Here is a 22,756-nt window from a genome sequence, read left to right as displayed (position 1 = left end):
CCCCGTTCGCCTGTCCGTACCCCGATTCATCCGATCCAGAGGAGACGCAGCGCGGATGACCACGGATGCCAACGCCCCCTGGCTGATCGTCGGCCTGGGTAATCCCGGGCCCGGTTACGCGGCCAACCGGCACAATGTCGGGTTCATGGTGGCCGATCTGCTGGCGGAGCGTATCGGCGGCTCCTTCAAGCGGGCGCAGAAGGCGCAGGCCCAGGTGATCGAGGGCAGGATCGGGCCGCCGGGTCCCGCGAATCGCCGGGTCGTGCTGGCCAAGCCCGCCTCGTACATGAATCTGTCCGGTGGTCCGGTCACCGGGCTGCGTGATTTCTACAAGGTGCCGACGGCGAACATCGTCGCGGTCCATGACGAGCTGGACATCGACTACGGCGTGCTGCGGCTGAAGCTGGGCGGCGGGGACAACGGCCATAACGGGCTGAAGTCGATGACGAAGGCGATGGGCCCCGATTACCACCGGGTACGGTTCGGGATCGGCCGGCCGCCGGGCCGGATGCAGGTCGCGGACTTCGTCCTGAAGGATTTCTCGTCGGCGGAGCGCAAGGAGCTGGGGTACTTCGTGGACCGTGCGGCGGACGCGGTGGAGGCGCTGGTGATCGAGGGGCTCGAACGCGCGCAGAGCACCTACAACTCCTGACAGGAGTTGACCGGGCGCATGCCCATGGCCAAAGATCCCGCCCTATGGGACGGACCACAGCGCGGACGCGGCGTAAGCGGAACTCCTCCGGCCGTGTGCTCTCCTTCGGCCGACGGGCCGCGATGGGCTGCGTCGCCGTGCTGCTGCTCGTCGCGGCCGTCTGGACCTCCTGGGACTCCGCGCACCATGTGGTGCTCGACAAGGGCCGTGAGCACGGCACGCTCACGGTGGCCCGCTGCGCGGACGGGACCTGCACCGGGCCGTACGATCCCGACGGCCCCGACGGTCCCCGCGCGGGGATGACCATCGGGCAGTCGGTCGCCGTCAAGAAGGGCGAGCGGTTCCCGGTGGTGGTGAAGCCGGGCACCGATGAGCTGCTCCGTACGGACGCGGCGGGGCAGCTGTACGCGTGGGTGCCGCTGGGCGGGGCACTGCTGCTGGCCTCGCTCGTCATCGGTGGTGGTCTGCGGATGACCCGGACGGCCTGGGGGACGGCGCTGGCGGGTGCCGCGCTGCTGCTGGCCACGTTCTTCGCGCTCTGAAACGCGCCCCGACAAGCTCTGAAACGCCCCGACACGCCCCCAGAGGCGGGCACCTCGTTCGTACGACACCGCCCCCGGCCCGGAAACCCGGGCCGGGGGCGGTGTCGTCGCGTCACGCGTACATACCGCGGTCAGCCGGTGTTGCGCAGTCCCGCCGCGACCCCGTTGACCGTCAGCAGCAGCGCCCGTGCCAGCAGCGGATCGGGGGCCTCCCGCCGCTCCGCCGCCGCGCGCTGGCGGGCGAGCAGCGAGACCTGGAGGTAGGAGATCGGGTCGAGGTAGGCGTCCCGGATCGCGAACGTCTGCTGGAGCACCGGGTTGGAGTCGAGGAGCTTCTCGCCGCCGGTGATCCGCAGCACCTCCTGGACGGTGAGCGCGTGCTCGGCCTCGATGGTGGCGAAGACATGCTTCAGCTCGTCGGGTACGAGGGTGTCCACGTAGTGGCGTGCGATGCGCAGGTCCGTCTTGGCGAGCGTCATCTCGACGTTCGAGAGGAAGTTCTGGAAGAAGTGCCAGTGCTCGTACATCTCGTCGAGCGCCGTGTCGGGTCCGGCCTCGCGCAGGGCCTTCAGGCCGGAGCCGACCCCGTACCAGCCGGGCACGATCTGCCGTGACTGCGTCCAGCCGAAGACCCAGGGGATGGCGCGCAGTCCGTCCAGACCGGCGCCGGAGTCGGGCCGCCGGGAGGGCCGGGAGCCCAGGTGGAGGTCGGCGAGCTGGTCGACGGGGGTGGAGGCGAAGAAGTACGCGGGCAGGTCGGGGTCCTCGACCAGTGCGCGGTAGGCGGCGTGGGCGGCGTCCGAGACGGTGTCCATCGCCGAGTCCCAGCGGGCCAGTGCCTCGTCGGACTGGCGCGGCGCGGTGTGCAGGGCCGAGGCCTGGAGCGTGGCGGCGACGGTCAGTTCCAGGTTCTCCCTGGCCAGGGAGGGGATCAGATACTTGTCGGAGATGACCTCGCCCTGCTCGGTCACCTTGATCTCGCCCTCCAGCGTGCCCCAGGGCTGGGCGAGGATCGCGTCGTGCGAGGGGCCGCCGCCACGGCCGACGGTGCCGCCGCGGCCGTGGAAGAGGCGCAGCCGTACGCCGTGCCGGTGGGCGACGTCGCGCAGCCGGCGCTGGGCGCGGTGGATCTCCCACTGGGAGGTGGTGATACCGCCGAACTTGGACGAGTCGGAGTAACCGAGCATGACCTCCTGGACGTCGCCGCGCAGGGAGACGAGCCGCCGGTAGGAGGGGTCGGCGAGCATCTCGTCGAGGATGACATCGGCGGCGCGCAGCTCGTCCGTGGTCTCCAGCAGCGGCACGATGCCGATCTTGGCCCAGCCGCCGTGCAGGTCGAGGAGTCCGGCCTCGCGGGCCAGTACGGCCGCGGCGAAGACGTCGTCCGCGCCCTGGCACATGGAGATGATGTACGACTCGATGACCTCGGGCCCGAACCGTTCGAAGGCCTGGCGGACGGTGTGGAAGACGCCGAGGGTCTTCTCGCCGGCGGCGTCGAGCGGCGCGGGGGTGGGGGCGAGCGGCCGGCGGGAGCGCAGTTCCTTGGCGAGGAGCTTCTGGCGGTATTCGCGCGGCATGTCGGTGTAGCGCCAGGATTCCTCGCCGAGCCGGTCGAAGAGCTGTCCGAGCGCGTGGTGGTGGGCGTCGGCGTGCTCGCGTACGTCCATGGTGGCGAGCTGGAGGCCGAAGGCGGCGAGCGTACGGATCGTACGGTCCATACGGCCGTCGGCGAAGAGGCCGCCGCGGTGCTGGCGCAGCGAGGTCTGGATCAGGGTGAGGTCGTCGAGCAGTTCGGCGGTGCCGAGGAAGTCGCGGCCGGGCTCGTGCGGGGTGCCCTTGGCGAGGCGTTCGCGGGTGTTGACGAGCTTCTGGCGGATGCAGGTGGCCTTGAGGCGGTAGGGCTCTTCGGCGTTGAGCCGCTTGTAGCGGGGGCTGATCTCCGGGAGGCGCGCCAGGTCGGTCTGGAGGGAGTCGAGGAGTTCGTCCGTGGCGCCGGTGTAGCGGATGGAGTTGGAGAGCAGGCCGCGCAGATAGTCGATGAGTTCGAGCGCGTCGGTGATGCCGTGTTCGTGCTGGAGGATCAGTACTTCGCGGGTGACCTCGGGTGTGACGTTGGGGTTGCCGTCGCGGTCGCCGCCGATCCAGGTGCCGAAGGTGAGCGGCCGGGTGCCGGGGGGCAGCTCGACGCCGACGCGGTCCAGTTCGGCGACGAGGTCTTCGAGTACGTCGCCGACGGCGCCGACGTGCAGCTCGTCGAGGTAGTAAATGGCGTTGCGTGCCTCGTCGGCCGGTTCGGGCCGTACGACGCGCAGTTCGTCGGTCTGCCAGATCAGGTCGATGGACTCGGCGAGCCGCAGGTCGTGCCGGCGCCGGTCGGAGGCGATGACGGGGGCTTCGAGGAGTTCGGCGATGCGGCGGAGCTTGTTGAGTACGGAGCGGCGCGCGGCTTCCGTGGGGTGCGCGGTGAACACGGGCCGTACGTTCAGGTTCTTGACGGTTTCGCGCAGATGCTCGGGGTCGGCGTCCTTGAGGCGGTCCGCGGTGCGGGCGAGCAGACCGCCCTCGGCGGCGCGGCGTTCGCGCATCTCCCTGCCGCGGTGGACCTGTTCGGTGACATTGGCGAGATGGAAGTAGGTGGAGAAGGCGCGCACCAGCTTGGCGGCGGTCTCCAGGTCGGTGTCACCGAGAAGCTCGGCGGCGGCTTCTCCGTTCTCGCGCGTCAACGCGCGTACCCGCTCGACGAGGTCGAGAAGTTCCGGGCCTTCCTGCCGTACGAGGGTCTCGCCCAGGAGGTCACCGAGACGGCGGATGTCGGAGCGCAGCTCCGCGCTGGCGGATGGGGTCTGGTCGGCACTGCTCACAGGTGCGGCTCCTTGCAGTGTTGAAGCACGTCTGGAGGGTTCTGGAGGCGTCAGACCTTCCGGGAGAAGGTCTCGCGGACCGCGCTGTCCGACGACAACAAGGATAGGTGTCCTTCGCTTGGTGTTATCCACAGGCCTCTTGCCGCGCCGTATGGCGCTGCCATACTTACGATGCCGTAGGTTACGCACCCGTATCCAACCTTCTGCCCTATTCGTACTTCTGGCCTATTACTCACCCCAGGGGACCCCCTCATGCCCACACCCCCCGACGTGATCGACGATCCCTCCACTCCCCCCACCTCTTCGGGCGCCGACGGCACCCCGCTGCCCTCCGCCACGCTCGGCGGGGACAGCAAGGGGTCCATCGAGCAGATCGCCCTGCTGCTCTTCATCGTCGTGCCCTTCGCGGCCCTGCTCGCGGCGGTGCCGCTGGCGTGGGCCTGGGGCGGCGTGAGCTGGCTCGATCTGGGTCTGATGGTGGCGATGTACTACATCGGCTGCCATGGCGTCACCATCGGTTTCCACCGCTACTTCACCCATGGCTCCTTCAAGGCGAAGCGTCCGCTGCGGATCCTGCTCGCCGTGGCCGGTTCGCTCGCCGTGGAGGGCCCGCTGGTCCGCTGGGTGGCGGATCACCGCAAGCACCACAAGTACTCGGACGCGGAGGGCGACCCGCACTCCCCGTGGCGGTTCGGCGAGACGCTCCCCGCGCTGATGAAGGGCTTGTGGTGGGCCCACATCGGCTGGCTCTTCGACGAGGAGCAGACCCCGCAGCACAAGTACGCGCCCGATCTGATCAAGGACCCGGCGATCCGCGCGGTCTCGCGCCAGTTCGCGCTGTGGACGGTCGTATCGCTGGCGATCCCGCCGCTGGTGGGCGGGCTGGTGACGATGTCCTGGTGGGGCGCGTTCACGGCGTTCTTCTGGGGCTCGCTGGTACGGGTGGCGCTGCTGCACCATGTCACGTGGTCGATCAACTCCATCTGTCACGCGGTCGGTAAGCGCCCCTTCAAGTCCCGGGACCGCTCGGGCAATGTGTGGTGGCTCGCGGTGCTGTCCTGCGGCGAGTCCTGGCACAACCTGCACCACGCGGACCCGACCAGTGCGCGGCACGGCGTGCTCAGGGGCCAGCTCGACTCCAGCGCCCGGATCATCCGCTGGTTCGAGCTGCTGGGCTGGGCGTCCGACGTCCGCTGGCCGAGCGCCGCCCGGCTGGACACCCGCCGCAAGAGCGCACCCGCCAAGGCATGATGGGCACCGTGGCGATCGACGGCAGTACGAGCGGCAAGGGCAGCACCGACAAGGGCCGGACCACGGGAGGCCGGCGGACCCGCAGGGTCCGGATGACGGGTGCGGAACGGCGCGAGCAACTGCTGGACATCGGCCGCACCGTCTTCGCCGAGAAGGGCTTCGAGGCCACGTCGGTCGAGGAGATCGCGGCGAAGGCCGGGGTCTCCAAGCCCGTCGTCTACGAGCACTTCGGCGGCAAGGAGGGCCTGTACGCGGTGGTCGTGGACCGCGAGATGCGCCAGCTGCTGGACATGGTCACCAGCGCCCTGACCGCCGGCCACCCCCGTGAGCTGCTGGAACAGGCCGCGTTCGCGCTCCTCGACTACATCGAGACGTATACGGACGGCTTCCGCATCCTGGTCCGCGACTCCCCGGTCGCCCAGTCCACGGGCACGTTCGCGTCGCTGATCAGCGATATCGCCACCCAGGTCGAGGACATCCTCGGCATGGAGTTCAAGGCCCGCGGCTTCGACCCGAAGCTGGCACCGCTGTACGCCCAGGCACTGGTGGGCATGGTGGCGCTGACCGGCCAGTGGTGGGTGGACGCGCGCCGCCCGAAGAAGTCCGAGGTGGCGGCGCATCTGGTGAACCTGGCCTGGCACGGCCTGGAGAACCTGGAACCGAAGCCGCGGCTCATAGGCCACCGGAAGATCTGAGGGGGGTCGGCCGCGCCGTCACTCACAGCGGTCAGCCTCGGGGGGGCATAGTCACTCATTGTGATGACTATTGTCGTATTCCACCGCTACGGTGGAGGAGCAGGGCCGAGCATTCCGTCCATGGGAGGAATCATGACCGCAGAGCCAGTCAAGGCCGCACACCAGTGGCCTGTGCCCCCGCAGGACGGCTACACCGTGGACGATCTGTTCACCCTGCCAGGACTCCCGCCGCACACCGAGCTGATCGACGGGAGCCTCGTTTTCGTGAGTCCGCAGCGCCGTTTTCATGCCCGAATGATCGACCTGCTGGTGACTGGCCTGGGCCGTTCCGCGCCATCGGATGTCGAGGTCGAGCGAGAGATGACAGTGATCCTCGATCGCCGCAACGGCCCCGAGCCGGATGTTCTCGTCGTCCGGGCCGAGGCAGCCACCGACCTGGAGCAGACCCGCTTCGAGGCGGCCGATCTGCTGCTCGCCGTCGAGGTGGTGTCCCCGGACTCCGAGGCGCGTGACCGTGAGAGCAAGCCGCAGAAATACGCCGGCGCGGGCATTCCGAACTTCTGGCTGGTCGAGATGGCCGGCACCGACCGGCATCCGGTCGTGCGTGTCTACGAGTTGGACCCGCTGTCCAAGTCGTACAAGCTGACGGGCATCCACCACGACCGCCTCAAGCTCAGCGTCCCGTTCACCATCGACCTGGACATCACGCTCGACGCGCTGAAGCGGCGGGTCTGAGTCCGGCCGCTCCGCCGGCCTACCCCTCCTTGTGAGCCACCGCGAAGATCCGGCGGAACGGGAAGACCGTGCCGTGCCGGCTCGGGGGGTAGGCCGTGCGGAGCAGGTCGCGGTACTCGGCCGTGAACTCCGCCGTGGCCGCCTCGTCGCCCTCCAGTGCGGTGAGGACGGGCCGCAGGGCCGTGCCCTTGACCCAGTCGAGCACCGGGTCCTCGCCGGTGAGGAGCTGGAGGTAGGTCGTTTCCCAGACGTCCACCGCGCAGCCCAGGTCCGAGAGGCGCGTGAGGTAGTCCGCGGGCTCCAGGACGCGGGCGGACCGCAGGGCCGGGAGGTCGAGCCGGTCGCGCCAGCGCGGGGACGCGCACAATTCGGCGAGCAGGGTGTGGCTGGGCGCGGTGAAGTTGCCGGGGACCTGGAAGGCGAAGGTGCCGCCGGGGACGAGCGCGTCGATCCAGCCGGCCAAGGAGTCGGGGTGGTTCGGCACCCACTGGAGGGCCGCGTTGGAGACGATCAGGCCGTACGGTGCGCCGGGCGTCCAGTGCGTGGCGTCACCGGCCAGGAACTCCAGCGCGCCGCCGCCCGCGGTGGGGCCCTCGTACTCCTCACGGGCCCGGTCCAGCATCTCCGGCGAGTTGTCGAAGCCGGTGATCCGGGCGCCCGGCCAGCGGTCGGCGAGGAGCGCGGTGACATTGCCGGGGCCGCAGCCGAGGTCGGCGATCCTGACGGTTCCGCCGTCAGCAGCGGGCGGCTCGGGGATACGGGCCAGCAGATCGAGGAACGGACGGCCGCGATGGCCGGCGTGCCTGAGGTACTGCTTCGGGTCCCAGACCGGAGCGGGCGGCTCGGCGGAAGAGGGAGAGGCAGAGGGAGGAGGTGCGGAGTGCATGGTGGAGCCCCCATCGCGGTCGCGGAGTACACCGCCGGAGCGGCCCTCGGCGGTCAGGTCCCAGCCTGCACCCCCATATATCTTGACGTCAAGAGACTTCATGTCGAGGCACCCACTACACTGATCGCCATGGAGGACGAGGTCGACCGACTGGTCGCAGCATGGCGCCGAGAGCGCCCCGACCTCGACGTGGAACCACTAGAGGTGCTCAGCCGTGTGAGCAGGCTGGCCCGCCATCTCGACCGCGCGCGCCGTATCGCGTTCTCGGAGCACGGTCTGGAGCCGTGGGAGTTCGACGTACTGACCTCGCTGCGGCGCGCGGGCGCCCCGTATCAGCTCTCGCCCGGCCAGCTGCTGACCCAGACGCTGGTCACCTCGGGAACGATGACGAACCGTATCGACCGGCTCACCAAGAAGGGCCTGGTCGAGCGGTTGCCCGACCCCAGCGACCGGCGCGGGGTACTGGTCAGGCTCACCACCGAGGGGCGGGACCGCGCGGATCAGGCGCTCGCCGGGCTGCTCGCCCAGGAGCGCGCGATCCTCGCCGAGCTGTCCCGCGCCCAGCGGAGTGAACTGGCCGGACTGCTACGCCAGTTGACCGCCCCGTTCGACAACGTTCCCTAGCGGCTGTACGAGATCGACCGGTCCGACGCCCGCGCGGCGGGCCAGGGCGACGGCGGCCAGCGTGGAGTGCACGCCCAGCTTCCCGAGCACGTTCTGCATATGCGTACGGACGGTGTGCGGGGAGAGGAAGAGACGTTCGGCGACCGCCTTGCGCCCCAGCCCCGCGACCATGCAGCGCAGCACCTCGCGCTCACGCGGCGTCAGCGACTCGACCAGCCGCTCGCTCTCCGTACGGTGCTTGCGCGCGGCCGTCAGCTCCCGCAGGACGCCCGTGAGCAGCGCGGGCGGCAGATGTGTCTCGTCCCGCAGGACGCCCCGCATGACGGCGAGCAGCCGTTGCAGCGAGCAGTCCTTCGCGACCCAGCCGGAGGCACCCGCCTGGAGCGCCAGGGCGGCGCGGTGCGGGTCGTCCTTCTCGGCGAGCACGACCGTACGGACGGACGGCTGGCCCGAACGGACCCCGGCGACCAGCGAGATGCCGTCGACCAGGGCGGCTTCGCCGTGGTCCGGCACGGCGCGGGCGACCGGCACCTGAGCCGGCCCGCCTGCCGAGGCCGAGGCCGATCCCGGCCCCGGTCCTGGCCCCGATCCCGGCCCCGGTCCTGGCCCCGATCCCGATCCCGATCCCGGCCCCTGTCCGGGGCCCGCCGTCGTCCCGTTGACCGTCCCGTTCACCGCCCCGTTGAGCGAGCCGTTGAGGGAAGCCGTCACGGTCCCGTTGAGCGAGCCGTTGACCGAACCGCCGGCCGCCCCCGGGACCGTGCCCAGATCGGCGTCGACGAGCATCACATCGAACCTGCGCCCCTCGGCCGCCGCGCGTTCGAGACAGCGCAGCGCGGCGGGGCCGCTGCCTGCGGCCGACACGTCCACGTCGGGCTCGGCCGCGAGCGCGGCGGCGAGCGATTCGGCGAAGATGCGATGGTCGTCCACCACAAGAACCCGGATACGTACCAATGGACACCCCCTGAACGCGGGTGGCGGATATCGCGGGCACGGCGCCCGGTGTGCGGGGCGACAGATCAACGGCACGGCCGCCGCCGCCTGATGACCGCTGCCCCACCCCGGGCGTCGTACCCGACTTGTCTCCACCCCTGAACAGCACCGGCCCCCACCGGTGCTTTTTCCCAGCGTACGGGCGCGGGCCCGAAGCGGAAGGAAATTCGCAGAACTCGTTGGCCACCGTGTTTATGGTGGGCCCCATGTTTCGTATGGAGACAGAAGTCGACAAGGAACGGCACGCCGCGCTCGGCGAACGGCTGGGCGCGGCCAACTCGGACCGCTCACCGGTCATGCGCGCGCTGCGCACCAGTCCGCTGGGTGAGCAAGTCCCGCTCCACGTCTGGCTGTTGGACGATACGACGGGCGAGCTGGCCGGCGGTCTGGCCGGCCGTACCTGGGCCCGCTGGCTCCATGTGGATCTGCTCTGGGTCGACGACCGGAACCGCGGCGCCCGGCTGGGCAGCCGGCTGCTGGCCGAGGCGGAACGGGTGGCCAGGACGGAACGGGACTGCGCGCGGGCGCGTCTGGAGACCTGGGACTTCCAGGCCCCGGACTTCTACCGCAAGCGGGGCTACCAGGTCGTCGGCGAGATCATGGACTACCCGCCGGGCGTGACGGAGTACATCCTGATCAAGACGCTGACCTGACGCGTCGGGACACTGCCCCGGGACCGGACCGGACCGGACCAGGCCAGACCGGACCAGGCCAGACCGGACCAGGCCGGACCGGATCGGATCGGACCCGGCACGCCCCGCCCTCCGGGACAGCTCCTCCGGCGGCCCTCAGACCAGCCGGTGCGCCCCCCTCGACGGGATCGCGGGGAAGACCCGCGGGGCCGTGTGGCCCGCTGCCGTGAAGGCTTCCGTGACCGCCTTCGTCACGGCCTCCGCGTCCGGCTCCTCGACCAGGACGACCGCCGAGCCGCCGAAGCCGCCGCCCGTCATCCGGGCGCCGAGCGCGCCGGCCGCCGTGGCCGTTCCGACCACCAGGTCGAGTTCGGCGCAGGAGACCCGCAGATCGTCGCGGAGCGAGGCGTGGCCCTGGACCAGGATCTCGCCGACGGCGCGGACATCGCCCGCGTCCAGCAGCGCGATGACCCGTTCGACGCGGTGGTCGTCGCTCACCACATGGCGGACGTAGCGGCGTACGTTCTCGCTCTCGCCCGCCGCGGCCAGCCGGTCGAGCGCCCCGGGCAGGTCCTCGTACGCCACATCGCGCAGCGCGCGCACCCCGAGCGCCCGCGCGCCCGCCTCGCAGCCCGCGCGCCGTTCGGCGTACGCGCCGTCGCCGAGCGCGTGCTTGACGCGGGTGTCGACGACCAGCAGCCGCAGGCCGTGGGCCGCCAGGTCGAACGGCACCTGGCGCTGCGAGAGGTCGCGGGTGTCCAGATGGAGCGCGTGTCCGTCGGTGCAGCACGCGGAGGCCATCTGGTCCATGATCCCGCACGGCACGCCGACGAAGTCGTTCTCAGCGCGCTGCGCGAGCACAGCCAACTCCGGTGCTGACAGGCCGAGTTCGTACAGGTCGTTCAGCGCGAGCGCGGTGACGACCTCCAGCGCGGCCGAGGACGAGAGGCCCGCGCCGGTCGGGACGGTCGACGCCAGATGGATATCGGCGCCGGCGACCGGGTGCCCGGCCTGCCTCAGCGCCCAGACGACACCGGCCGGATAGGCGGCCCAGCCGGTGCCGGAGAGCGGTACGAGCGTCTCGGCGTCGAGCCGGACGACGCCCTGCGGGACATCGGCGGAGTGCACGCGCAGGACCGAGTCCGTACGGCGGGACACCGCGGCGACGGCCCGGTGCGGCAGCGCCAGCGGCATCACGAAACCGTCGTTGAAGTCGGTGTACTCGCCGATCAGATTGACTCGGCCGGGGGCCGCCCAGACGCCCTCGGGCTCGGCTCCGTACAACCGCCGGAACTCCTCGGCCACCGTCTCGACGACGCCTTCTCCGCCGACGTCCGTTCCGTCCGCGCCGTCTGTTCCGTCCGCGCCCGTACCGCTCTGGTTCACCCTTGGTTCTCCCTCATCCTCGGTTCTCCTCGCGGCGCGCGAACGCCCACGCGTCGGTGACGATCCCCGCCAGATCGGCGCGGCTCGGGGTCCAGCCGAGGCGGTCATGGGCCGCCTCGGCGGAGGCGACCAGGACGGCGGGGTCGCCGCCCCGGCGCGGTGCCACGACCTCGGGGACGGGGTGCCCGGTGACCGCGCGTACGGTCTCGATGACCTCGCGGACCGAGAAGCCCGCGCCGTTGCCGAGGTTGCAGATCAGATGCTCGCCGCCGGTGGCCGCGTCCAGCGCGCGCAGATGGGCCTCGGCGAGATCGGCGACATGGATGTAGTCGCGTACGCAGGTACCGTCCGGCGTCGGGTAGTCCTCGCCGAACACCGAGATCGCCGCCCGCTCGCCGAGGGCGACCTGGAGGACCAGCGGGATGAGATGCGACTCGGGGTCGTGCCGCTCACCGCAACTGCCGTACGCCCCGGCCACGTTGAAGTACCGCAGCGAGACGGCCGCGAGACCGTGCGCCGCGCACTCCCCGCTGATCATATGGTCGACGGCGAGCTTGGTGGCGCCGTACGGGCTGGTGGGCGCCGTCGGGTCGGTCTCCGTGATGGGGGTGGAGACCGGCTCCCCGTACGTCGCGGCGGTGGACGAGAAGACGAGCGTGCGCACCTCGGCCGCGCGCATCGCGGCGAGCAGCGCCATCGAGCCGCCGACGTTGTTGTCCCAGTACTTCTCGGGCTTGGCGACGGACTCGCCGACCTGCGAGGACGCCGCGAAGTGCAGCACCGCGTCATACGACGGGTCCAGCCACTTGGCCGCGTCCTGGATACGGCCCTCGATGAAGTCCGCTCCCGCCGGGACGCCCTCGCGGAATCCGGTGGAGAGATCGTCCAGCACGGTCACCTCGTGACCGGCCTCCAGCAGATGTGCCGCGACCACGCTGCCGACATATCCCGCACCGCCCGTGACGAAGTACTTCCGGGCCACGGGGGCCGTCGCCGCCGTCCCTGTCGTCCCCGTCGTCGCCGTTCCTGTCGTCCCCGTCGCCGTCGTCCCCGGGGAAGACTCAGTCTCGCTCACTCGCTCGCTACCTCTCGCAGTCGCTCGGCCGCGGCCTCCGGCGGCACGTCGTTGATGAACACACTCATGCCGGATTCGGAACCCGCGAGGAATTTCAGCTTGCCGGAAGTGCGGCGGATGGTGAAAAGCTCAAGGTGAAGCGCGAAGTCGTGCCGCCCCTCGGCCCGGAAGGGCGCTTGGTGCCAGGCGGAGATGTACGGCGTCGGCGGTTCGCCTTCGCCGAAGATCCGGTCGAAGCGCCTCAAGAGTTCCAGATAGATCTGTGGGAACTCTGTGCGCGCCTCGTCGTCGAGCCCGCGGAGGTCGGGGGTCCGCCGTACGGGGTAGAGGTGCACCTCGTACGGCCAGTGCGCCGCGTACGGCACGAACGCCAGCCAGTGCCGCCCCGCGAGCACCACCCGGCCGCCCTCGGTCCGCTCGCGCTCGACGAGGTCGTCGAAGAGGTTGCGGCCGGTCGCGGCCCGGTGCTCCCGTACGGAGCGGAGCATCAGGGCGGTGCGCGGGGTGACGAAGGGGTACGCGTAGATCTGCCCGTGCGGATGGCCGAGCGTCACACCGATCTCCGCGCCGCGGTTCTCGAACGGGAAGACCTGTTCGACCTGCGGCAGTTCGGCCAGTTCCGCGGTGCGGTCGGTCCACGCGTCGAGCACCAGCCCGGCGTGCTCCTCGGTGAGGTCCGCGAACGAGGAGTCGTGGTCGGAGGTGAAGCAGACGACCTCGCAGCGCCCCGAGTCCCCGGCGAGGGAGGGGAAGCGGTTCTCGAAGACGGCGACGTCGTACTCCGGCTCCGGGATCTCGCTGAGCCGGCCGTCCCGCGAGGGGCAGAGCGGACACGCGTCGGCGGGCGGGTGGTACGTACGGGCCTGGCGGTGCGAGGCGATGGCGACGGCGTCACCGAGCAGCGCGTCCCGGCGGATCTCGGAGGTGGTGGCGACCGGGCCGAGGGGCCTGCGGTCGGGCACCTCGCGCACGGCGTCGTCCCGCAGGTCGTAGTAGACCAGCTCGCGGCCGTCGGCGAGCCTCGTCACCGTCTTCTTCATCGGTTGCCTCCACGGCCCACGGCCTAGCGCCGCGACACCACTCCCCAACAGAACCGAACACAACAAATCATAAGCGAACAGTCGACGTCAACGCCCGAGAGACCCGAGACGTGCGGGGAGCCCCGGACTCCGATCACGATTAAACAAAGAAAACCAACAGAAGTGTTCATTTTCTAAACACACAAGCGTAGGTTCCGGCAGAGTCATCTTCTTGCGACGAAGCGGGTACCCCCCATGCGATACCTGGCCGAAGGGCTCCGGCTCCCCACCAACGGGCTCGACTACACCATCCTGGCGATCTACTTCGTAGTGGTCCTCGGCATCGGCTTCGCCGCCCGTGCCAGCGTGCGGACCAGCCTGGACTTCTTCCTCTCCGGGCGCTCCCTGCCCGCCTGGGTGACGGGCCTCGCGTTCGTCGCCGCCAACCTCGGTGCCACCGAGATCCTGGGCATGGCGGCCAACGGCGCCCAGTACGGCGTCTATACCGTGCACTGGTACTGGATCGGCGCCATCCCCGCCATGGTCTTCCTCGGCCTGGTGATGATGCCGTTCTACTACGGGTCGAAGGTGCGCTCCGTACCGGAGTTCCTGCTGCACCGCTTCGGCCCGTCCTCCCATCTGCTCTCGTCGATCATCTTCGCGGTGTCGTCCGTGCTGATCGCGGGCGTCAACCTCTACGCGATGGCGATCGTCCTGGAGGCGCTGCTCGGCTGGCCCGAGTGGGTCGCGATCGTCGTCGCGGGCTTCTTCGTCCTCGCGTACATCACCATCGGCGGTCTCTCCTCGGCGATCTACAACGAGGTGCTCCAGTTCTTCGTCATCCTCGCCGCGCTGATACCCCTGACCATCGTCGGTCTCAAGCGGGTCGGCGGCTGGGACGGGCTGACCGACTCCCTCACCGGCTCGCACGGCGGCGCCTTCCTGAGCGCCTGGGAGGGCACCGGCGTCGGCTCGCCGAACCCGCTCGGCGCGAACTGGCTGACGATCGTCCTCGGCCTCGGCTTCGTGATGAGCTTCGGGTACTGGACCACCAACTTCGCCGAGGTTCAGCGCGCGCTGTCCGCGAAGAACCTCTCCGCCGCCAAGCGCACCCCGCTGATCGCGGCCTTCCCCAAGATCCTCATACCCATGGTCGTGATCATCCCCGGTCTGATCGCGCTGGTCATGGAACCGACGCTGGGCAAGGCGGGCAGCGGCCTCCAGTACAACGACGCGATCCCGGTCCTCATGCGCGATCTGCTGCCGAACGGGGTGCTCGGCATCGCGGTCACCGGTCTGCTCGCCGCGTTCATGGCCGGTATGGCCGCCAACGTCTCGTCGTTCAACACCGTCTTCACCAACGACATCTGGGGCGCGTATCTCAAGAAGGACCGCGAGGACGCCTACTACCTCAAGACCGGACGGGTCGTCACGGCGGTCGGTGTGCTGATCGGTATGGGTACGGCGTTCATCGCCTCCAGCTTCAGCAACATCATGAACTACCTCCAGACGCTGTTCTCGTTCTTCAACGTCCCGCTGTTCGTGGTCTTCATCATCGGCATGTTCTGGAAGCGGACGACCCCGGCCGCCGGTTTCTGGGGGCTGCTCTCGGGCACGGTCGCCGCGATGGTCAACTACTTCTGGCTCTACAAGGGCGGGATCGTCGACATCCCGAGCGACCAGGGCGCGAACTTCGTCTCCTCCATCGTCGCGTTCGTCGTCGGCGCCCTGGTGATGGTGGTGGTCTCGTACGTGACGCGGCCCAAGCCCGCCGAGAAGCTCGCCGGGCTGGTGTACGGCACGCGCTCGCCCGAAATGGACGAACTGCCGGCCGAGGGCGACGACGCCTGGTACCGCAGGCCGGCCCTGCTCGGCTGGGGCGCGATCATCCTCGCCGCCATCTGCTACGTGCCGTTCTCCTTCTGACGCCCTGACGCCCTGACGTTCTGACGCCGAGGCGCTGACGGCGCCGAGAGGAACACATCACCATGAGCGACTACCGCAACGACGTCGAGGAACTGGAGGCCAAGTCCGCCACCGCGGCCCGGCTCTTCGACATCCGCCGCATCATCGGCGGGCTCTTCGTGGTCTACGGGATCATCGTGACCATCGCCGGGATCACCGTGTCCGACGCCGATCTGAAGAAGGCGCAGGACATCAACATCAATCTGTGGACGGGGCTGGGGATGCTGGCCCTGGGGCTGTTCTTCCTGGTCTGGCTGAAGCTGCGCCCCACGGCGCCGCCCGCCCCGCCCGCACCGGCCGCACCGGCCGCCCCGCCCGCCGAGTAACGGCCGTCACGGGGGCCGGACGTCACCCACGCCGAGTGCGGTGATCCGGCCTCCTGGCCGCGTCCGGGTGCGGCGCGGCCCGGTCCAGCAGCCCCGTACGCGCGGCCAGCGCCGCGGCCTCCAGCCGGGAGCCCACCCCCAGCTTCATCAGCACCCGCTGCACATGTGTCCTGGCCGTGCTCGGCGCGATACTCATCCCGGCGGCGATCAGCCGGGTGTCCTCGCCCTCGGCGACCCGTACCAGCACCTCCACCTCGCGCGGGGTCAGCATCCGCAGCAGCCGCTGGCCCTCGTCGTCGGGCTGGATCACCGGATTGAGCAGTTCGGTGAACGCGCCCTGGAGCAGCTGGGGCGCCACCGCGGCCTCCCCGGCGCGCGCCTTGACCATCGCCCGCTCCACGCCCTCGATGCGCTCGTCGTGCCGTACGTAACCGGAGGCACCGGCCGCGAACGCCGCGGCGATCCCGCGCGGGCTGGGCACCGGCCCGAGCACCACCACCGCCACCTGCGGGCGCTCCCGTTTGATCCGTACGATCGGATCGAACGTGCCCGGTTCGGCGGGCGCCGCCGTGCCCAGCAGACACACCTCGGGCGCCCTGCTCACCACCAGTTCGGCGACGCCCGCCGTGGGCGCCGCCGCCGCGAGCACCCGGTGCCCGCGCAGTTTCAGTGCCGAGGCGAGCGCCTCGGCGAGCAGTCTGTGATCGTCGACCACCATGATCCGCACACCCATGAGCAACCCTCCCCCCGTCCCCCCGGTACCTGCCCGGCCCCCCGGCCCCCGGCCTCTAGACCCGGCAAGCTACACGCTTGTTCGACATCGCGCGCCCCCTAACGGTCAGAAGCCCCTCGGATTGCCGAATTCCCCGCCATTCAGGACTACTGACCGGCCAGTCCGGATACGAGCGGGGCCCCGGCCCGTGGTGTCGCCCACCGGCCGGGGCCCCGAAATGCCGTGTCCCTGACGGCAGTTGACCGAGTCGCTAGGTGGTCGTGAAGGAGACCGCGAGATACGACTTCTCGTCCAGCGACGAATTCGACGGCTTGCTCAGCGTGGTGTCGGACATGAAGAGCCGGCCGTTCCGGTAGAGCAGTTCCGCGGAGTCCGGCAGAAAGCCCGACTCCACGTCACGGACGGCCTCGCCGGCCGGATTCTCCAACAGCACCGTCTGCTTGAACGTGCCACCGTCGATGGAGACGATCTGGCCGCCCTTGTCGTACGGGGGCCGCTTGTACGCGATGATGTTGCCGCCATCCATGCGCAGCGGCACCATCGTGTAGCGGTCACCCGCGTCGGCGCGGTCCGAGGTGCCCTTGCCGGTGGCGAGGTCGAACGAGACGATCTCGTTGGTGTCGCCGTACTCCCCGCCGCCCTCGTGCTCCTCGGTCGGCAGATAGAGCCGGCCGTTGCCCACCGCCAGCATCTGGCAGGACTCGACCTCGGTGGAGCGGCACCTCGCCGCGTACTTGTCGGCGTCCGCCGGGATCTTGGCGATCAGCTTGCCGGTCTTCGCGTCGATCGAGAAGAAGTCCGAGATCCCGCTGCCGTCCCCGGCCGTGTCACCGACGTCGGCCGCCACGACCAGCGGGTCGGTCGAGACGATGCTCGCGTACTCCACACCGGTCGGCATCTGGAAGGTGGAGATCGGGGCGCCGGAGACCGGGTTCAGATTCTGGATGGAGACCTGCGGATCGTCGTACGAACCGCACTTACGGGCCGCCACGAGCCCTTCGCCGCCGCCGTACCCCATGTCGTAGCAGCCCTCGGCGCTGACCTCGGGCTTCCACAGGACCGAGCCGTCGGCCAGCTCGAAGGCCGCCCCGCCGTCGGTACCACCGGCCGCGATGGTCTCACCGCTGAGGGTGACCTCGCTGAACCGGACCTTCTCGTCACCCACGTTGGAGCCCTTGACGGACTTGGACCAGAGCAGCTTTCCGGCCGTCAGGTCGATCGCGCCGATCTCCGTGCACTGCTGATAGCTCTTGTCGGCCGTCGTCCTGGCCGCCGCGAAGGCGACCGCCGTCTTGTTGTCCTCGGAGACATGCGCCGAGGCCGCGCAGACCTGGCCCGGCAGCGGGATCGACCACAGCTGGGTGCCCTTGTCCAGGTCGTAGCCGACGATCTCGTTGACGCCGGTCTTCACATACGCGCTGTCGGTGACCCAGGAGCCCTTGACGGTCGTGACGTCGGTGACCTTGGGCACCGGCAGCTGGAAGGCGGTCTTGGACCGGGTGTTGCCCGGCGCCTTCTCCTGGCCGGCGCCGTCGGCGGCCTTCTCGCCGCCGGTGCCTGCCGTACCGCCCTCGGTGGAGCCGGACGAGCCGCCCTTGGCGTCACTCTTCCCGCCGTCGTCACCGGAGGAGGCGAGCAGGATGCCGCCGCCGATGATCAGTACGACGGCGATGGACGCGGCGATGATGATCTGCGCCTGGCGGGTCAGTTTCCTGCCGCCACCGCCACCGCCCCCGCCACCGACTGCGGTGCCCTGCGGGTAGGGGGACTGCTGCTGGGCCCCCGGCTGCATGGGCGGGGTCGGGTAGCCGTACGGAGACGGCTGACCGGGCTGACCGGGCTGACCGGGATACCCGTACGCCGGCGGCTGGTTCGGATATCCGTACCCGGGCTGCTGGTTCGGATATCCGTACCCCGGCTGCTGGTTCGGATACCCGTACCCCGGCTGCCCGCCGGGCGGCGGTGTCTGCGGATAGCCGTACGAGGGGTCCTGCGGGGGCGGCGTCGGAGCGCCGAACCCACCGGGGGGCGGGTCCTGCGGGGCGCCGAACCCACCGGCCGGAGGCTCCTGCGGAGCGCCGAACCCGCCCTGCGGGGGCTCGTTGGGTGGCTGGGGCGGCTGCGTCATGACGTACGTACCTCGGGAAAGTCGTCGGGGACGAGAAGGTCGGGGACGAGAAGAACGACGGGAGCGGACAGGGTCATTTCCCGAAGGCCATCATCGTCTTCGTCTTCAGTTCCTCTTCGTCGTTGCTCGCGCTGACCCGGCCGCTCATCACATAGAAACGGCCGTCCACATAGGCGTACTTCGGTGAGTAGAAGGAGTTCTCGATCTGCGCCGTGGACGCCGGGTGCCGCAGGAGCGTGGTCGGGGCGCCACCGGTCGGGGCCACGGTCGCGACCTCGCCGCCCGTGTCGTATGTGGCGTCCAGATAGACCAGGACGTTCCCGCCCTCCATGCGCAGCGGCGTCATCGTGCGGCCCTCGGGCGCCTTGGCACGCCATGTGGACTTTCCGGTGTCCAGGCTGAAGGCGACGATCTCATTGGTGCGCGAGGTGCTGCCGCTGTCGGGCGCGGTCGCCATGTAGAAGGTGTTGGCGTCGGCGGCGACACCGACACAACCCTCCAGATTCTGACCGAAGACGATAAAGCTCCCGCCACAGTTCGGAGCGAACTTGTCATTGCCGCCCTGGATCTGCGAGCGGGGGGTGCCGTTCGCGTTGAGCGCGACGATGCTCCAGGTGTCCTTCTCGTCGTTCTTCAACGAGACGACCAGCGGATTGATCGAATAGATCTTGTCGGTGTCCCAGTCGGCGGCCAGCTTGTAGGTCCACTTGGCCCGACCGGTGGTCGGGTCGAGTTCCTGGATCTGGTTCCCGCCGGAGGTGCAGCTCTCGGCGGCGATCAGCTTGGCGCCGCCCGTGAGCGCGTACGGCTGGCAGTTACCGGGGAGCTTGCCGAACAGCTCCTTGCCGTCGCTCATCCGGAAGGCGTTGACGGCTCCGGTGCGGGCCGCGGTCACCGTATCGCCGCTGATGGCGATGGTGATGTCGGAGAGCAGGTCGAAGGCCCCGGTCTCGGGTATCTCCTTCTTCCAACCGCCCTTGCCGGTCGTCAGATCGACCAGCTGGAGCTGGTTGCAGTCGGCCTTCTCCGTGGTGCCGTTCTTGACCCCGATCACCAGCTTGCCGGTGGCCGTGGACGCGACGGGCGCCGCGCATATCTCGGCGGGCAGCGACAGCGTCCACTTCTTCTTGCCGTCGGCGGCGGAGTACCCCACGACCTGCCGGTACATGGCTTTGACGACGGTGTCGCCGGCGAACCAGGGGCCGTACACATCGGCGCCGTTGCGCGGCAGGTCCACGTCGTTCGTCTGGAGCCACTCGATCCTGGCCTCGCCGTCCTTGCGCCCGGCGTTGAGATCGTCGGTGGCCTCACGGCCGTCGCCGCTGCCGTCGCCCTGGTCGACGCTCGGCGAACCGGTCGGCTCGGCGTCCCCGCTCTTGCTGACGTTCGGCTTGTCGCCGCTGTCGTCACCGCCGACGGCGAACCAGATTCCGCCGCCGATGACCAACGCTCCCGCGACGGCCGCCGCGACGATGACACCGGGCTTGCCCTTGAAGGGGTTCCTGCCGCCACCGCCGGCGCCGCCGGGGGGCGCGGTGGGCGGGCCGGGGAACTGCTGGGGCGGATAGCCGCCGCCGTAGGGTCCTGGCTGCTGACCGTAGGGCCCCGGCTGGTTGTACGGTCCGGGCTGCTGCTGACCGTAGGGCCCGGGCTGGTTGTACGGTCCCGGCTGCTGCTGACCGTACGGCCCCGGCTGGCTGTACGGTCCCGACTGCTGCTGACCGTACGGCCCCGGCTGACTGTACGGACCCGGCGGCTGCTGGTCTCCCGGTCCCGCCTGTGGATAGCCGTAACCCGGCTGCGCGGCGGGCGGACCCGTCGGCGGCTGCGGCATCTGCGGCGGCTGCGCGGGCGGCGGAGGACTCTGCGGTCCCCCCTGCCCCGGCGCGCCACCCTGCGGCGGGTCCTGCGGAGCTCCGAAGCCCCCCTGCGGCGTTTGCTGACTGGGCGGCTGACTCATCAGCGCTTTCCCCCTGTTAGTACGGTCCGCGACCCGGTCGGACTCCCCCGCGATTCCGGTGGCCGATGATTACCGGCCACCGGAATGGAGCGAATCGGGCGCGGTTTCCGCATCGTCATATCAGTCGAGCGGGGCTTCTTTCTATCACTCGGCCAGCCCTACGGGACGGGCCGGTCCGCCCCTGTTCCCAAGGGAGGACCGGCCCGTGATGCGCCCGTTACGCGCTCTGCACAGCGTCTCTACGCGTCCTCCGCGAGCTCCAGCCAGCGCATTTCCAACTCATCCCGCTCACCCACCAGTTCGCGCAGCTCCGCATCCAATTTGGCCACTTTCTCAAAGTCTGTGGCGTTGTCGGCGATCTGCTGATGGAGGGTCGTCTCACGGCTGGACATCTTGTCCAGCTGCCGCTCGATCTTCTGGAGTTCCTTCTTCGCCGCGCGGCCGTCCTTGGCCGACACGGACCCCGTACCGGCACCCGTACCCGTACCCGTGCCCGTGGAGCGGCCCTCGGCGGCGGCCGGCGCGGCCGGAACCGCGGACTCGATCAACTGGCGGCGGCGTTCCAGATACTCGTCGATCCCGCGCGGCAGCATCCGCAGCTTCGCGTCACCGAGCAGCGCCATCACCTTGTCGGTGGTCCGCTCGATGAAGAACCGGTCGTGCGAGATGACGACCATCGAGCCCGGCCAGCCGTCGAGCAAATCCTCCAGCTGGTTCAGCGTCTCGATGTCGAGATCGTTGGTGGGCTCGTCGAGGAAGAGGACGTTCGGCTCGTCCATCAGCAGCCTGAGCAGCTGGAGGCGGCGCCGCTCACCACCGGAGAGATCGCCGACCGGCGTCCACTGCTTCTCCTTAGTGAAGCCGAACTGCTCGCACAGCTGGCCCGCCGTCATCTCCCGCCCCTTGCCGAGGTCGACCCGGTCCCGTACCTGCTGCACGGCTTCGAGGACGCGCAGCGACGGCTTGAGTTCCGTGACCTCCTGGGACAGATACGCCAGCTTGACGGTCCTGCCGACCACGACCTTCCCGGCGGCGGGCTGGACATCGCCCTGCGTACGGGCGGCCTCGGCGAGCGCCCGCAGCAATGAGGTCTTGCCGGCGCCGTTCACCCCGACCAGCCCGATCCGGTCCCCCGGACCGAGCTGCCAGGTCAGCTGGGTGAGCAGCACCTTGGGGCCCGCCTGGACGGTCACGTCCTCCATGTCGAAGACGGTCTTGCCGAGCCGGGCGTTGGCGAACTTCATCAGTTCGGAGGTGTCACGCGGCGGCGGTACGTCCGCGATCAGCTCATTGGCCGCCTCGACCCGGAACCGCGGCTTCGACGTACGCGCGGGAGCACCGCGCCGCAGCCAGGCCAGCTCCTTGCGGACCAGGTTCTGCCGCTTGGCCTCCTCGGTCGCCGCGATGCGCTCGCGCTCGGCGCGCGCGAAGACGTAGTCGGAGTAGCCGCCCTCGTACTCGTGCACCGCACCGCGCTGGACGTCCCACATCCGGGTACAGACCTGATCGAGGAACCACCGGTCGTGCGTCACACAGACGAGCGCGGACCGCCGCGCCCGCAGATGCTCGGCCAGCCAGGCGATGCCCTCGACATCGAGATGGTTGGTGGGCTCGTCCAGCACGATCAGCTCGGGCTCGCCGATCAGCAGCTTGGCGAGGGCGATCCGCCGCCGCTCACCACCGGAGAGCGGTGCGATGACGGTATCGAGCCCCTGCGGAAACCCGGGCAGATCGAGCCCGCCGAAGAGCCCGGTGAGGACATCACGGATCTTGGCGTTACCGGCCCACTCATGATCGGCGAGATCACCGATGACCTCGTGTCTGACCGTGGCCTCGGGATCGAGCGAATCATGCTGCGTCAACACCCCGAGCCGCAGCCCGCCACTGTGCGTGACCCGCCCGCTGTCGGCCTCCTCCAGCCTGCTGAGCAGCCTGATGAGGGTCGTCTTACCGTCGCCATTACGCCCGACGACGCCGATCCGGTCCCCCTCGGAGACGCCGAGAGAGACACCGTCGAGCAGCGCACGGGTGCCGTACACCTTGGTGACTGCCTCGACATTGACCAGATTGACGGCCATTTCACTCCTGTACGGGGGGACGGATCGACATCCCAGGGTAATCGCCACCACGACAGCACCGCCCTGGCGGACCACCCCGTGGCCATCCGGCGGCCCGCCCCCGGTCTCTTTCCCCTCGATAACGGTCTCGGTCGTGTCAGCTCAGTGCCTGGAGGACGCGGCTGCGCAGCGTGTCGTCGGCGATGGTCTCGGCGTCGCGCCAAACCGCGGCCGTG

At 69.8% G+C, this 22,756-nt stretch carries 19 protein-coding genes; 9 read left to right on the top strand and 10 right to left on the bottom strand.

The annotated features are described in order from the left end of the window. Positions 1-55: 55 nt before the first annotated feature. On the top strand, positions 56-652 hold the full coding sequence (gene pth / locus AB0M67_RS24890; RefSeq protein WP_365748805.1) for an aminoacyl-tRNA hydrolase: 597 nt from the start codon (positions 56-58) through the stop codon (positions 650-652). A 44-nt stretch (positions 653-696) separates the two neighbouring features. Beyond that, a complete protein-coding gene (locus AB0M67_RS24885) occupies positions 697-1,194 on the top strand; it encodes a hypothetical protein (RefSeq protein ID WP_365748803.1) in 498 nt (165 codons plus the stop codon). 131 nt (positions 1,195-1,325) lie between these two features. Here AB0M67_RS24885 and ppc read toward each other — a convergent pair whose 3' ends face one another. Then, positions 1,326-4,055 (bottom strand): phosphoenolpyruvate carboxylase, encoded by a 2,730-nt coding sequence (gene ppc, locus AB0M67_RS24880; protein WP_365748801.1) that lies wholly within the window; start codon positions 4,053-4,055, stop codon positions 1,326-1,328. A gap of 252 nt (positions 4,056-4,307) precedes the next feature. Here ppc and AB0M67_RS24875 point away from each other — a divergent pair, with 252 nt between their 5' ends. The 3 genes from AB0M67_RS24875 to AB0M67_RS24865 all read left to right on the top strand — a co-directional run bounded on the left by AB0M67_RS24875 (position 4,308) and on the right by AB0M67_RS24865 (position 6,736). Further along, complete coding sequence (locus tag AB0M67_RS24875; RefSeq protein WP_365748799.1) at positions 4,308-5,306, top strand: fatty acid desaturase; 999 nt, start codon at positions 4,308-4,310, stop codon at positions 5,304-5,306. After that, positions 5,306-6,001 carry a TetR/AcrR family transcriptional regulator gene (locus tag AB0M67_RS24870; RefSeq protein WP_129767038.1) on the top strand — a complete coding sequence of 232 codons (696 nt, stop codon included), beginning with the start codon at positions 5,306-5,308 and terminating at the stop codon, positions 5,999-6,001. Before AB0M67_RS24875 ends, AB0M67_RS24870 begins: the two co-directional genes overlap by 1 nt. A gap of 132 nt (positions 6,002-6,133) precedes the next feature. Next, positions 6,134-6,736, top strand: coding sequence for a Uma2 family endonuclease (locus AB0M67_RS24865; RefSeq protein ID WP_365748796.1), 603 nt, complete (start codon positions 6,134-6,136; stop codon positions 6,734-6,736). Between the two features lie 19 nt (positions 6,737-6,755). On the opposite strand, the gene AB0M67_RS24860 is transcribed toward AB0M67_RS24865, so the two are convergent. Further along, the gene (locus AB0M67_RS24860) at positions 6,756-7,622 is read right to left on the bottom strand and encodes a trans-aconitate 2-methyltransferase (RefSeq protein WP_365748912.1); all 867 of its coding nucleotides are present in this window, start codon (positions 7,620-7,622) and stop codon (positions 6,756-6,758) included. Positions 7,623-7,751: 129 nt separating this feature from the next. Between AB0M67_RS24860 and AB0M67_RS24855 the strand changes: the two genes are divergently transcribed. After that, a complete protein-coding gene (locus tag AB0M67_RS24855) occupies positions 7,752-8,246 on the top strand; it encodes a MarR family transcriptional regulator (protein ID WP_365748794.1) in 495 nt (164 codons plus the stop codon). Here the strand turns inward: AB0M67_RS24855 and AB0M67_RS24850 are convergent. After that, positions 8,208-9,200, bottom strand: a complete 993-nt coding sequence (locus tag AB0M67_RS24850; protein WP_365748792.1) for a response regulator transcription factor — start codon at positions 9,198-9,200, stop codon at positions 8,208-8,210. The two genes, AB0M67_RS24855 and AB0M67_RS24850, sit on opposite strands and share 39 nt — an antisense overlap. A 245-nt stretch (positions 9,201-9,445) precedes the next feature. Between AB0M67_RS24850 and AB0M67_RS24845 the strand changes: the two genes are divergently transcribed. Next, positions 9,446-9,892, top strand: coding sequence for a GNAT family N-acetyltransferase (locus tag AB0M67_RS24845; protein ID WP_365748790.1), 447 nt, complete (start codon positions 9,446-9,448; stop codon positions 9,890-9,892). Between the two features lie 135 nt (positions 9,893-10,027). Here the strand turns inward: AB0M67_RS24845 and galK are convergent, their stop codons facing one another. The 3 genes from galK to galT form a co-directional block, all read right to left on the bottom strand. Then, a complete protein-coding gene (gene galK, locus AB0M67_RS24840; RefSeq protein ID WP_365748910.1) occupies positions 10,028-11,176 on the bottom strand; it encodes a galactokinase in 1,149 nt (382 codons plus the stop codon). 94 nt (positions 11,177-11,270) lie between these two features. Continuing rightward, a complete protein-coding gene (galE, locus tag AB0M67_RS24835; protein WP_365748908.1) occupies positions 11,271-12,239 on the bottom strand; it encodes a UDP-glucose 4-epimerase GalE in 969 nt (322 codons plus the stop codon). Positions 12,240-12,328: 89 nt separating this feature from the next. Continuing rightward, complete coding sequence (gene galT / locus AB0M67_RS24830; protein ID WP_365748788.1) at positions 12,329-13,372, bottom strand: galactose-1-phosphate uridylyltransferase; 1,044 nt, start codon at positions 13,370-13,372, stop codon at positions 12,329-12,331. Between the two features lie 234 nt (positions 13,373-13,606). On the opposite strand from galT, the gene AB0M67_RS24825 reads away from it, so the two are divergent. Continuing rightward, the gene (locus AB0M67_RS24825) at positions 13,607-15,277 is read left to right on the top strand and encodes a sodium:solute symporter family protein (RefSeq protein WP_365748786.1); all 1,671 of its coding nucleotides are present in this window, start codon (positions 13,607-13,609) and stop codon (positions 15,275-15,277) included. A gap of 62 nt (positions 15,278-15,339) precedes the next feature. Next, positions 15,340-15,642: a hypothetical protein gene (locus AB0M67_RS24820; protein WP_365748784.1), complete on the top strand. Its 303-nt coding sequence runs from the start codon at positions 15,340-15,342 to the stop codon at positions 15,640-15,642. A 22-nt stretch (positions 15,643-15,664) separates the two neighbouring features. Here the strand turns inward: AB0M67_RS24820 and AB0M67_RS24815 are convergent, their stop codons facing one another. From AB0M67_RS24815 to AB0M67_RS24800, 4 genes are all read right to left on the bottom strand, one after another. Next, positions 15,665-16,375: a LuxR C-terminal-related transcriptional regulator gene (locus AB0M67_RS24815; protein ID WP_365748782.1), complete on the bottom strand. Its 711-nt coding sequence runs from the start codon at positions 16,373-16,375 to the stop codon at positions 15,665-15,667. Positions 16,376-16,625: 250 nt separating this feature from the next. Beyond that, positions 16,626-18,503: a PQQ-binding-like beta-propeller repeat protein gene (locus AB0M67_RS24810; protein ID WP_365748780.1), complete on the bottom strand. Its 1,878-nt coding sequence runs from the start codon at positions 18,501-18,503 to the stop codon at positions 16,626-16,628. Positions 18,504-18,576: 73 nt separating this feature from the next. Next, positions 18,577-20,463, bottom strand: coding sequence for a PQQ-binding-like beta-propeller repeat protein (locus tag AB0M67_RS24805; protein ID WP_365748778.1), 1,887 nt, complete (start codon positions 20,461-20,463; stop codon positions 18,577-18,579). A gap of 239 nt (positions 20,464-20,702) precedes the next feature. Further along, positions 20,703-22,541 carry an ABC-F family ATP-binding cassette domain-containing protein gene (locus AB0M67_RS24800; protein ID WP_365748776.1) on the bottom strand — a complete coding sequence of 613 codons (1,839 nt, stop codon included), beginning with the start codon at positions 22,539-22,541 and terminating at the stop codon, positions 20,703-20,705. Between the last annotated feature and the right edge of the window lie 215 nt (positions 22,542-22,756).

Source organism: Streptomyces sp. NPDC051662 (genome assembly GCF_040681655.1).
Classification (GTDB): domain Bacteria; phylum Actinomycetota; class Actinomycetes; order Streptomycetales; family Streptomycetaceae; genus Streptomyces.
The sequence above is the reverse complement of the archived record's forward strand: the minus strand, read 5'-3'. Positions and strand labels throughout refer to the sequence as shown.